The organism is Pseudarthrobacter sp. NPDC055928 (genome assembly GCF_042270935.1).
Taxonomy (GTDB): domain Bacteria; phylum Actinomycetota; class Actinomycetes; order Actinomycetales; family Micrococcaceae; genus Arthrobacter.
In genome coordinates, this window is sequence record NZ_JBHJZH010000005.1 from 247296 (window position 1) to 259706 (window position 12411).

The following is a 12411-nucleotide window of genomic DNA, read 5'->3' on the forward strand; positions in this document are numbered from 1 at the left end:
TCCAATGGCTTTCCTGCAGACTGTGGGTCGTTGCTGCCTGGAACCACACGGGTAAGCTCGAAAGCATGCAGGAGACCAAACCGCCGGCACACCCGCGACGCACTCGCTTGGTGGTTCCCAGCCGCAGCGACCTGCTGCTCAGAAACTTCACTGAAATCATTGGCGGGCCAATGGGTGTCCGTTCGGCTCCTGGCATGATCTCCCCCGGGGTGTTCACGGTGGAGCGCGTGCTGATCATCCTGACGGTGCTCGCGGCCCTGGTGAGCATCCTCATTAAGGGCTATTGCCGCGCCAACGGTTGGGAGTCCCCCAGCCAGTTCTACTCAACGTGCTATTCGGATTTTCCGGAGCTCTTCCGCAACCGCGGGCTGGGAGACGGGACCTTCCCGTTCTTCAGCCAAGGGAGCCTGTTCGAATACCCGGTCCTGATGGGGCTCATCGCAGGTGCCACTGCCTGGCTTGTACCGGGTGAGGGCGTCACCGATGCGAGGATCCTCGGCTACTTCGACGTCAATGCAACCCTGATCGCCGCTGTCTGGATCGTCACTGTACTGGCAACCGCACGGATGTCGCGGCGCCGTCCTTGGGATGCTGCGATGGTGGCGCTGGCGCCTGGGATCGTACTGGCCGGGACCATCAACTGGGATATGTGGGCCGTGGGTCTGCTGGCCGTGGGCATGCTGTGTTTTTCGAAGGGGAGGCTGGTGCTGGCCGGCGTCCTGATCGGCCTGGGAACAGCCACCAAGCTCTACCCGGTGCTTATTTTTGGGGCCATCCTGCTCCTGGCGCTAAGGACCGGAAGGATCCGGACATTCGTGGTCACCGGGGGTGCGGCCCTGGTGGCATGGCTGGCCGTCAACATACCGATTGCGCTGATGAACCCCGCAGGGTGGCGGTACTTTTACCAATTCACGGAAGATCGGCCGGCCGGTTACAGCTCACCCTGGTTCGCGTACAACCTGGTGGCAACAAGGCTGCGCTGGAAAGTCCTGGACGCCGAAGTCATCAACGCGCTGGCCCTCAACCTGTTTGTCCTGGCCTGCGTCGGCATTGCCATAGTTGCACTGACCGCTTCGAGGCGGCCCCGGCTCGCACAGTTGACCTTCCTCATAGTGGCCGCATTCATCCTGACCAACAAGGTCTACTCCCCCCAGTTTGTGATTTGGCTGATTCCCCTTCTTGCCCTGGCAAGGCCGCGCTGGCGGGACTTCCTCGTGTGGCAGGGAATTGAGGGCCTCCACTGGGCTGCCATTTGGATGTACCTCGGACAGGTGACCAGCGGAGGCTCCTCGCAACACAATATCGATATGCCCTATTACGTCCTTGCTGTCGCGGCTCACATGCTCGCAACGGCATATCTTATGGGCCGTGTGGTGTGGGACATCTACGACCCCGGCTACGATCCCGTCCGCCGCCATGAGATGGATGACCCCCAAGGCGGGCCCTTTGAGGGGGCACCTGACCGTTTGCGAATCCATATCCTCAAACCGGCGGAATCCGTCCTTCCTTGGCGGGCCAAGAGCCATGCCTGACGTCGCCGTCGTCGGATCCGGGCCGAACGGACTGGCTGCTGCCGCCGTGATGGCGCGTGCGGGACTCCACGTTGAGGTCTTCGAAGAGGCAGGAACGATCGGAGGCGGAACCCGGACGTCAGAGCTGATGCAGCCCGGATACTTCCACGATGTCTGCTCGGCGGTCCACCCGATGGCCCTGGCCTCACCTTTTTTCCGCGATTTTGAGCTGGCCCGCCGGGTGGAACTGGTGGTTCCTGAATTGTCGTTCGGATCCCCCCTCGACGGCGGCCGCGCGGCGTTGGCCTACCATTCACTGGAGCGAACAGTCCAGGGGCTGGGGCGTGATGGTCAGGCCTACCGGAAGCTGATGCGTCCGATTGTCAGCCGCATCGACGGAGTTATGGACCTGACCCAGCACCAGCTCCTCCGGATCCCCAAGGATCCAGTGGCTGCGGTGATCTTCGGGCTGGGCACGTTGGAGCAGGGCACGCGGCTATGGAATACGCGGTTCAGGGAAGAATTCGCTCCCGCACTGCTCAGCGGCGTAGCGGCCCATGCTGTCTCGCACCTGCCTTCGCTGGCCGCCGCAGGTGCCGGGCTGATGCTCAACGGCCTGGCCCACGCCCAAGGCTGGCCGATTCCGGTGGGGGGTTCGGCGTCGATTGCTGCCGCGCTGGGTGATGACATCCGCGCCCACGGCGGCGTGATCCATACGGACAGTCCGGTTGAAGACCTCCGGGAACTCGGCGGTGCCCGCGCAACCCTCGTGGACGTGGCACCGCGCGGATTACTCCACATCGCCGGGGATGGGCTGCCGGCTAAGTACCGGCGGTCGCTGGAGTCGTTCCGGTACGGGAACGGCTCCTGCAAGGTGGACTACATCCTGTCAGGACCGGTTCCCTGGGCAGCCCCCGAACTGGCGGATGCCGGTACAGTGCACGTTGGCGGTACCCGTGCTGAACTGGCGCACGCCGAGAACGAGGTTACGGCCGGGAGGCACCCTGAACACCCGTACGTTCTGGTGGCCCAGCCGTCGCGCTTCGACAGCGGCCGCGCGCCCGCCGGCCACCACGTGCTCTGGGCCTACTGCCATGTCCCCGCCGGATCGACGCGGGACATGGGCGAGGTGGTCACTGCGCAACTCGAGCGTTTCGCGCCCGGATTCCGCGACCTGGTGATGCAGACCCACGTAACAACCGCAGCGGAGCTCGGCCGCTACAACCGGAATTACATTGGCGGAGACTTCAGCGCTGGCCTCATGGACGTGCGCGGGCTTCTCCAGAGGCCGGTTATTTCCACGGTCCCTTGGCGGACCCCCCTCCGCGGCGTCTACCTTTGCTCATCATCCACCCCTCCGGGGCCGGGTGTAACGGGCATGCCTGGCTTCTACGCCGCAAAATATGCCTTGAAAGACATGTTTGGTCTGGACGTTCCGCCCTTGGGGCTGTAGGCAGTAAGTTTTTCCAGCTTCCTCGGGGCATACGTCTACTTCACACCGTGCTCCGCGGGGCGTCATACGTTCGGTCGCGCAGGGGAATGGCCAAAAACGGGGCATAATGACGCCGTGGGGAACTCAAAAAAACTGTCTCTTGCCATAGTTGGAATCATTCTCGGCGCCTCCCTGGCCGCCTGCGACGATGGGCGGGGGGACGCGGAAGCCGCGGCGAAACAGCTTGCCTCCGGCGTTTCCGCCCTGGACGTGGGCTCGGTCGCCTTCGACGGCCGGGACTCAGCGGCCGTGAATGATCAGCTCAAGGAAGTGTTCAAGTCCCTCGAGCCGGACAAGCCTACCGTGGAAGCCGGCGAGCTCACCCTCGACGGTGACAGCGCCACTTTCCCCCTGAACTACACATGGAACATTGCCTCAGCTGAATGGAAATACACCGTCTCCGCGGAACTCAAGAAGTCCGACGGCGAGTGGCGGGCAGTGTGGGATCCGGCAGACCTCGTCCCGGACCTGGCCGACGGCGAGATCCTCAGCAAAGGCACGCAATCGCCGCAGCGGGCTGACATCCTCGGTGCCGGCGATGCCAAGCTGGTCACTTATAGGCCCGTGGTGAATGTGGGCATCGACAAGCCCCGCCTCGGCGCTGCCGATGCGGCTGCATCTGCCACCAAACTGGCCCAGCTCGTGGGCATCGATCCGGCTGCCTACGCCCAGCAGGTAGCCGCTTCCGGCGCTGAGGCATTTGTCCTGGCCATCACCCTCCGCGAGGAGGGACGTACTATCACGGACCAGCAGATCGCCGAGATCCCCGGTGCCCGCGGTATTGCTGCCACCATGCCTTTGGCGCCCAGCCGTACCTTTGCCCGTGCAGTCCTCGGTTCGGTCGGCGAAGCCACGGCTGAACAGATCGAGGCCTCAGCCGGGGCCCTGGCAGCCGGAGACGTGACCGGTATCGGCGGCCTGCAGCAGCAGTACGACGCCCAGCTGCGCGGCACCGACGCCGTGGTAATCCGGGCCCAGCGGGCCGACCTCACCACCGAGCAGATCCAGACTGCCGCTACGGATCCGCGCAGGGTCGTCTTTGAGGTGGCGCCAACGCCTGGCACACCCCTGAAAACTACCCTTGACCCGGCCCTCCAGTCGCTGGCGGAGAGCACGCTCACCAGTGTTGGTCCGGCGTCCGCAATCGTGGCACTGCGTCCCTCCACCGGGGCTGTGCTGGCGGCCGCCTCCGGTCCCGGGAGCAACGGCTACAACACCGCCATGCTGGGTCAGTACGCCCCCGGATCGACTTTCAAAATGGTCGATTCGCTGGCCATGCTGCGCAATGGACTTACCCCGGATTCCAAGGTGGAGTGCCCCCCCGACCTCACTGTGGACGGCCGGACCTTCAAAAACGCCGAAGGCTACCCCGCCGAATCATTGGGATCCGTGACACTTCGGGATGCCTTCGCCCATTCCTGCAACACAGCATTCATCGGAGCGCGTGACAAGGTGTCCCAGTCCCAGCTCGAGGCTGCCGCGATGGCCATGGGGGTTGCCGTGGAAGCGCCGTCACTGGGGGCAGCGGCCTTTCTGGGCTCAGTCCCCGGTGAGGCTGAGGGCACCGAACATGCGGCCTCGATGATCGGCCAGGGCAAGGTGCTGCTGTCACCGCTGGCCGCGGCCGTCATGGCCGGCTCCGTCGCTAAGGGCGCGCCCGTTTCCCCGCAGCTTGTCCTGAATCCCGACGCCGGCCCTGCCGCGGCAGAGGCCACTAGTGAGCCTACCGACGGGGCCGCGCCGCCGTCGTCGACCGTCACTCCCGAGGCGCCGTCCCAGCCCTCGGACAAGCCGATCACGGCCGCTGAGGCCGCAGCCCTCGCCGACATGATGCGGGCGGTGGTCACTTCCGGCCACGCAGGCTTCCTGTCCACCGTTCCGGGCGCGCCCGTGGGCGCCAAAACGGGCACCGCAGAGTTCGGCAACGAGAACCCGCCCAAGACGCACGCCTGGATCGTGGCTGTCCACGGTGACCTCGCCGTAGCCGTCTTTGTGGAGGATGGCGGCCTCGGCGCCACCACGTCCGGGCCCCTGCTCAAGGAGTTCCTCGTCGCAGCCGGCTGACCCGGCCGACGAGGACCGCGGCGCGGGGCGTGGGAAGATTATTGGCGTGGCCCACATAGACGTTTCCGGTATTGACTATTTCCTCTCCGACGGCACCCAGCTGCTCAACGGGGTGACTTTTAAGGTCCCGGATGGCACCAAAACTGCCCTGATCGGCCCCAACGGCACGGGCAAGACCACGCTGTTCCGGATCATTTCCGGCGACCTCGTTCCGGATGAAGGCGTGATCGGGCGCTCCGGGAACATGGGCATCATGCGCCAGTTTGTGGGCCAGGTCCGGGACGACTCAACCGTCCGCGACCTCCTTGTATCGGCCGCTCCGCCTGCGCTGGCCGCCGCTGCCCGCGAAGTGGACGAGGCGGAACTCGCCATGGTGGAGCTCGACGACGAACCCAGCCAGATGCGCTACGCCCAGGCCATCGTGGACTGGGGAGACGCAGGTGGCTACGACGTAGAAACCGTATGGGACGAAGTCTGCATGGCCGCCCTGGGCCTGCCCTTTGACCGAGCCCAGCACCGCCCGGCGTCGAGCTTGTCCGGCGGTGAGCAGAAGCGGTTGGTCCTGGAAGCCCTGTTTGCCGGCCCCGACGAGCTGTTGCTGCTCGATGAGCCGGACAACTACCTTGACGTGCCCGGCAAGCGCTGGCTCGAGGAAAAGCTTAACGAGTCCAGGAAAACGGTCTTCTTCATCAGCCACGATCGAGAGCTGCTGAATAACGCCGCGGGCCGGATTGTCACCCTGGAGCCGGGCATCAACGGTGCCGGCGCCTGGATCCATGGCGGCGGCTTCGGCTCCTACGTGGAAGCCCGGGCTGACCGGAACGCCCGCTTTGAGGAACTGCGCAAGCGTTGGGACGAGGAGCACGTGAAGCTCAAGGAACTCGTCAACATGTACAAGAACAAGGCGGCGTTCCGGTCCGATATGGCCAACCGCTACCACGCAGCCCAGACCCGGCTGGCGAAGTTCCTCGAGGTTGGCCCGCCGGAGGCCTTGCCAATCGAGCAGAACGTACATATGCGGCTCAAGGGCGGCCGGACTGCCAAGCGCGCCATCGTGGCCGAGAAGCTGGAACTGACCGGCCTGATGAAACCGTTCTCCACCGAGGTGTGGTTTGGTGACCGTGTGGGTGTGTTGGGCTCCAATGGCTCCGGCAAGAGCCACTTCCTGCGCCTGCTCGCGACCGGAGGCACGGATCCGGAGCGTGAGCACCTGCCCGTGTCCGATGTCGAGATCGCCGAAGTGCCGCACGAGGGCACCGTGAAGCTCGGCGCCCGCATCCGGCCGGGATTCTTTGCCCAAACCCACATTCGTCCCGACCTCCTGGGCAAGACGCTCCTGGAGATCCTGCACCGCGGCGATGAGCACCGGTCCGGGCTGGGCCGCGAGGCTGCGGCCGGCGCCCTCGACGGCTACGGCCTGGCGGGGCAGTCCGAGCAGAAGTACGAATCCCTTTCCGGCGGGCAGCAGGCGCGGTTCCAGATCCTGCTCCTGCAGCTCTCCGGAGCCACGCTGCTGCTGCTCGACGAGCCGACCGACAACCTGGACCTGCACTCGGCCGAGGCACTTGAGCGCGCCATCGACCACTTCGAAGGAACGGTCCTCGCCGTGACGCACGATCGCTGGTTTGCCCGGACTTTTGACCGTTTCCTGATATTTGGTTCTGACGGCAAGGTGTACGAATCCACCGAGCCCGTCTGGGACGAAAAGCGAGTGGAACGGGTCCGCTAGGCCGTTGAGGTGGATTGATCACAGGAATGATTAAATGATCAAATCTTGTTAGCATTTGAACATGAAGACTGAGGAGCGCCATCGGCTGATTGGCGAGCTGTTGCGCCGTCAGGCCGAGGCTTCCGTCGAGGAGCTCACAGTGGCTTGCGGCGCCTCCGGAGCCACGATCCGCCGGGACCTGGAGGTGCTCGCATCCAATGGCGTCCTCCGGCGCGTCCACGGCGGCGCACGGAGCTTGATTGTCAGCGGTGAGAACCCCGGCTACGGCCAGCGTGAGCTCGAAGACCAGGCCGTCAAGGTCCGGATTGCGGCGGCCGTGGCCGGCTTGCTGCGGGATCGGGAACACGTGTGGCTGGACGGTGGAACCACCGCGACGGAAATCGCCAGGACCCTGCGCGGCCGCGAGCTGACGCTGATGCCCATGTCCGTGCGGTCGCTGACTACGGTGACGGCTGACGACCCGAATGCAGGCCAGCGACCGGCCCTGCTCCTCCCCGGCGGCAGCCTGGTTCCCGGCGAGCTGTGCTTTCGCGGCCCGCTGGCGGAAGCCAACATCCGGTCCTTGCGCTTCGACACCGCCGTGGTGACGCCGTGCGCCCTGAACCTCAAAGACGGCCTGCTCGCGCACGACCTCGACGACGCAGCTGTCAAAAGGGCAGGCCTCGAGTCAGCAGCCCGAGTGATTGTTGCCTGCGCCGGTTCCAAATGGAATGCCAACGCTATGGCACTGGTAGCGCCCCTCGAATCAGTGAACGTGATCGTGACAGACAAAGACTTGCGTGCGGAAGAACTCGCACACCTCAACAAGCTCTCGGTGGAAGTAGTGAAAGCATGAGCATCAATACCCGCACCACGGCCAGCCCGTCCCTCAAGGCGGCGGCTGCCGCAACATTCATAGTTTTCGGAATCAATGGACTGGTATTCGCCAGCTGGGCGGCACGCATCCCTGCCGTCACTGAGACGCTGAACCTGACATCAGGCCAGATGGGCACCCTCCTGCTGTGCACCGCCGTCGGTTCGTTGCTGGCGCTTCCGACGGCGGGCCTCGTGGTGGGCAGGCTGGGAACCGCCAACACGGTGCGGGCAGCCGGCGTGCTGGTAACGCTGGCAGGTGTCGGGATTGCCCTCAGCCTCTCGGTCGAATCCGTCCCGGGTACCGCCGTGTGCTTGTTCTTCTTCGGCATCGGCATTGGTCTCTGGGATGTAGCCCAAAATATCGAAGGCGCCGACGTCGAGCACAAGATGCGCCGCACCATCATGCCCCAGTTCCATGCGGCGTTCAGTGGCGGAGCCTTCGTAGGTGCCCTGATCGGCGCCGGCCTTTCCACCATCGGAGTCGGGCTGCCGGTCCACCTCCTGGTCATCGCCGGCGTGGTGGCCGTAGTGGCGCTGGTGACACCGCGGTACTTCCTGCCACATATAGCAGCTGCGACACCGGCTGAAGGCGAACCTAAGGCGGCCAAGGGACCCTCCGCGTGGCGGGACGGCCGCACGCTGCTGATCGGCGTCGTGGTCCTCGGTGCAACCCTTACCGAAGGTGCAGGAAATGACTGGATCGCGAAGGCTTCCGTGGACGGGCTCGGCACCACAGAGTCCACCGGAGCCCTGATGTTTGCCCTGTTCGTCCTGGCCATGACAGCAATGCGCTTCGTCGGCGGCAGGGCCATCGACGCCTATGGCCGTGTGGTTGTCCTCCGCGCGAGCATGGCCGCTGCGGCCGCCGGCCTGCTGCTGTTCGTCCTGGCCGGCAACGTCTGGCTCGCCGCGGTCGGCGCCGCTCTGTGGGGCGTAGGTGCTGCCCTGGCCTTCCCCATGGGCATGTCCGCTGCAGCTGATGATCCCAAGCATGCCGCAGCCCGTGTCTCGGTTGTATCCACCTTGGGGTATATCTCCTTCCTGGCCGGTCCGCCGTTGCTGGGATACCTGGGCGACCTGACCGGCATCCACCTGGCACTGCTGGCCATTCTGGCTCCGATCCTGCTTGCCCTCCTCCTTGCGGGCGCCGCGAAGCCGCTGAGCGGGAAATAGGTCCCGGCTGGCCTGCCCGGGTGAAATGCTCCCGGCGGTAGGGTGGTGGAATGCAGATCAGGTGGCGCAGGGGTTCCGGCTGGATTAGCCGCTTCGACCGGCATCTCGTCCGGAAGGTGTCGCGATTCCCAGGCGGAAACCATGACGTGTTTTTCCGCCGGTTGTCCGCGTCGGCCAACCACGGGAAGCTTTGGATGGGCGCTGCAGCCATCATGGCGGCGTTCCCGGGAAAGCCCCGCCGGGCAGCCCTCCACGGATTGATCGCCCAAGCGGTAGCCTCCGCAGTAACCAATATGGGCTTCAAAACCCTGCTGCCCCGTGCCAGGCCTTTACCGGAGCACCTTCCGGTCTTCCGGTTCGTCCATCCACAACCCACGAGTTCGTCCATGCCGTCAGGGCATTCGGCCTCTGCCATCGCCTTCGCCGTGGGTGCCGGACTGGTGAAGCCGGTGGTCGGGGCCGCTTTGGCCCCTGTGGCCGTGGGTGTTGCGTACTCGCGGGTCCACACCGGGGCGCATTGGCCCTCGGACGTGTTCTTCGGCTCCGCCATCGGCGCGGGCGCAGCCCTGATAACCAGGAAGTGGTGGCCAGTCCGCCCGCCGTTTCCTGCCGTGAGCCGGACGTTCACCCAAGCTCCGGAACTGCCCGGTGGGGCCGGACTCAGCATCGTGGTGAACACCCTCGGGGGATCGTTCACGCAGGAAACGGCCGGGGCGCTCCAGGAAGTATTCCCCCAAGCGCATATAAACACGGTGGAGCCTGGCGAAGACCTCTCCGTTGAAATACAGGCGACCGCCACCTTTCCGGGAACAGTTGCCCTGGGAGTCTGGGGCGGGGACGGAACCGTTGGCACCGCGGCCGCCGCCGCCGTCGAACATTCCCTCCCGCTGCTGGTGTTGCCCGGGGGCACCCTGAACCACTTCGCCCGGGACGCCGGCACGGGACACCTTAAGGAAGCCGTGACTGCCGCCAACCGTGGCGAAGCGGCCTTGGCGGACGTGGGCCTGGTGACCGTGGAACGGGGAATGGCAGGGAACCCTGAAACGGCAGAGCTCGTCATGTTGAATACAGCGAGCATCGGCCTCTATCCCAACCTCGTCCGGCGCCGGGAAATGTTGCAGCCCGCGCTGGGTAAGCCACTGGCCGGTGTAGTGGCCATGTTCCGGACCTTCGCGACGGGAACGCCCACTACCCTGCTGGTGGACGGCGTGCGCCACAAACTCTGGATCGCCTACATTGGCCGCGGCCGCTACTACCCACGGGACCATGCACCCCTGGTGAGGCCCGTCCTGGACGACGGCGTCCTGGATGTCCGCATGATCACGGCTGATGAGTCCTTCGCAAGGCTCCGCCTCCTATGGTCCGTCCTGACGGGAACTGTGGCTACTTCCCGGATCACCCACCTGTCCGAAGCCTCTACGATCCGCGTCGAATCCGACGGCTCACCGATGGTTTTGGCCGTCGACGGCGAAGCCCTGGCCGGCGTCCGAACGGCGGAGTTCCGGGTTGCCAACCGTCACCTGACGTACTACTCGCCACAGTCCTGAGCCACTTTCCTGCGGGGCGCCCGTGGACTCTGCGGGGGATCCGGTCATCCGGACGGACTACCCTGATTCAACCCTGAATCATCCCTGAGACCGGCGAAATCCATGGTCTGCGTCTGTAGCGTTGTGGATACACCACTCTCCAAAAATCCCCGCAGCCATTGGCTGCTGTTCGAAGGAACAATCCATGATCGAGGCAAAAGGCCTGACCAAGGTTTACGGCGAAAAGACGGCCGTTTCCGGCGTCGATTTCACCGTCGAAGCCGGCCGCGTGACCGGCTTCCTCGGCCCCAACGGTGCCGGCAAATCGACCACCATGCGCATGATTATGGGCCTGGACCGGCCGACGTCGGGCACTGTGACTGTCAACGGCACACCGTTCGCCCGGCACGCCGCTCCCCTGCGCGACGTCGGCGCACTGCTGGACGCCAAGGCGGTCCACACCAGCCGGACGGCCTATAACCATCTTCGGGCAATGGCAGCAACACACAGCATTCCCAAGAAACGCGTGCATGAGGTCATCGAGATGACAGGCCTGTCGGACGTCGCCAAAAAGAAGGTCGGCGGCTTCTCGCTCGGCATGGGGCAGCGGCTCGGCATTGCTGCCGCACTGCTGGGTGATCCGCAGACCGTCATCCTGGACGAACCCGTCAACGGCCTGGACCCGGAGGGTGTGGTCTGGGTCCGAAACCTGGTCAAATACCTGGCCTCCGAGGGCCGTACCGTATTCCTGTCCAGCCACCTCATGAGCGAAATGGCAGTCACGGCGGACCACCTGATTGTGATCGGGCGCGGCCGGATCATTGCCGACGCTCCCATCCGTGACATCATCAACGGCCAGGGACGGATCCGCACGCGCGTCCGCACCGATCAGCCAGACCAGCTGATGCACCTGCTCGCCGGGGATGGCGTCTCCGTTGAAGTGCAGGAAAACGAATTGCTCGAGGTCACGGGCCTGGATCCCCGCCAGATCGCCCGCGCCGCCCTCGACAGCCGCGTCATGATCTACGAACTGACGCCGCTTCAGGCCAGCCTTGAGGAGGCCTACATGGAGCTGACCAAGGATGAGGTCGAATACCACTCACTGATCACCACGGGCGCCTCGGCTCCCGTCCAGCCCGGAGGCAACTAGGCCATGAGCTCAACCACCCTCGAACCCAACCCGTCCCGCCGAGGTGCGTACGCAGGTTCCGCGTCCTCCAGCAAACTGACCGGTGATGCCATCAGCACAGGCCCGGGCCCGTCCTTCCTCCGCGTGCTGAACTCCGAGTTCATCAAGTTCCGCACCCTGCTGTCCACGCTGATCCTCCTCGCCTGCACCGTTCTGGTAGTGGTTGGCTTTGGCGCCCTATCGGCCTGGGGCACGGGCCAGTTCGCAGAGCAGGCCCTGAACGACCCGGAAGCGGCCGCAGCTTTTGCCGCCCAAGGCGGGGACATCGCCGTCGGCGTCCCGACGTCGGGTATTGCCTTTGCCCAGCTCATTCTCGGCTCCCTTGGCGTGCTCCTGATGAGCTCCGAGTTCTCCACGGGCATGGCCCGCTCAACGTTCGCCGCGGTGCCCAAACGGACGCCGGCTTTTGTCGCCAAGCTGCTGGTGGTGATGGTCACCGCCTTCGTAGTCACCGCGGTCTCGGTATACGTTGCGGGCCTGGTCTCCGTGCCGATCCTGGACAACTACGACCTCAAGCTGGACTTGGCCAGCTCGCAGTCGGTGAAGATGCTGCTCATCAACAGCCTCTATGTTGCCGCCGTCGCCGCCATAGGCATGGCGCTGGGATCGCTCCTCAGGAACTCGGCGGGCGGCATTATGACCTTGGTTGGCCTCTTCTTCGTGGCACCTATCGCCTTCCAGCTGATCCCGGGTGAGTTCTTTGTCCAGACCCGTAAGTACCTCCCGGGGAATACAGTCGACCCCATGACTGCCGTGCAGCACGTGCCGGACACCCTCGAGGCGTGGCAGGCTGCACTTGTCCTCGGGGCCTGGGTGGTCATCCCGGTAGTTCTCGCCGCCGTCGTCCTGAAGAAACGCGACGTCTAGGCTGC

At 64.9% G+C, this 12411-nt stretch carries 9 protein-coding genes; all 9 read left to right on the forward strand.

Annotation, left to right across the window (positions count from 1 at the left end; all coding sequences use genetic code 11):
- The first annotated feature begins 65 nt into the window (after positions 1–65).
- Positions 66–1532 (forward strand): glycosyltransferase 87 family protein, encoded by a 1467-nt coding sequence (locus ACFC25_RS09335; RefSeq protein WP_337345162.1) that lies wholly within the window; start codon positions 66–68, stop codon positions 1530–1532.
- The gene (locus ACFC25_RS09340) at positions 1525–2964 is read left to right on the forward strand and encodes a phytoene desaturase family protein (protein WP_376044886.1); all 1440 of its coding nucleotides are present in this window, start codon (positions 1525–1527) and stop codon (positions 2962–2964) included. The genes ACFC25_RS09335 and ACFC25_RS09340 overlap by 8 nt, the downstream gene beginning before the upstream one ends.
- A gap of 114 nt (positions 2965–3078) precedes the next feature.
- Positions 3079–5067, forward strand: coding sequence for a penicillin-binding transpeptidase domain-containing protein (locus ACFC25_RS09345; protein ID WP_376044887.1), 1989 nt, complete (start codon positions 3079–3081; stop codon positions 5065–5067).
- 46 nt (positions 5068–5113) lie between these two features.
- Positions 5114–6796 carry an ATP-binding cassette domain-containing protein gene (locus ACFC25_RS09350; protein WP_337345159.1) on the forward strand — a complete coding sequence of 561 codons (1683 nt, stop codon included), beginning with the start codon at positions 5114–5116 and terminating at the stop codon, positions 6794–6796.
- A gap of 61 nt (positions 6797–6857) precedes the next feature.
- On the forward strand, positions 6858–7631 hold the full coding sequence (locus ACFC25_RS09355; RefSeq protein WP_337350449.1) for a DeoR/GlpR family DNA-binding transcription regulator: 774 nt from the start codon (positions 6858–6860) through the stop codon (positions 7629–7631).
- The gene (locus tag ACFC25_RS09360; protein WP_376044888.1) at positions 7628–8824 is read left to right on the forward strand and encodes an MFS transporter; all 1197 of its coding nucleotides are present in this window, start codon (positions 7628–7630) and stop codon (positions 8822–8824) included. The genes ACFC25_RS09355 and ACFC25_RS09360 overlap by 4 nt, the downstream gene beginning before the upstream one ends.
- Positions 8825–8874: 50 nt before the next feature.
- A complete protein-coding gene (locus tag ACFC25_RS09365; RefSeq protein ID WP_337345156.1) occupies positions 8875–10371 on the forward strand; it encodes a phosphatase PAP2 family protein in 1497 nt (498 codons plus the stop codon).
- 184 nt (positions 10372–10555) lie between these two features.
- On the forward strand, positions 10556–11500 hold the full coding sequence (locus ACFC25_RS09370) for an ABC transporter ATP-binding protein (RefSeq protein WP_337350446.1): 945 nt from the start codon (positions 10556–10558) through the stop codon (positions 11498–11500).
- 3 nt (positions 11501–11503) lie between these two features.
- Positions 11504–12406 carry an ABC transporter permease gene (locus ACFC25_RS09375; RefSeq protein WP_376044889.1) on the forward strand — a complete coding sequence of 301 codons (903 nt, stop codon included), beginning with the start codon at positions 11504–11506 and terminating at the stop codon, positions 12404–12406.
- Positions 12407–12411 lie beyond the last annotated feature (5 nt).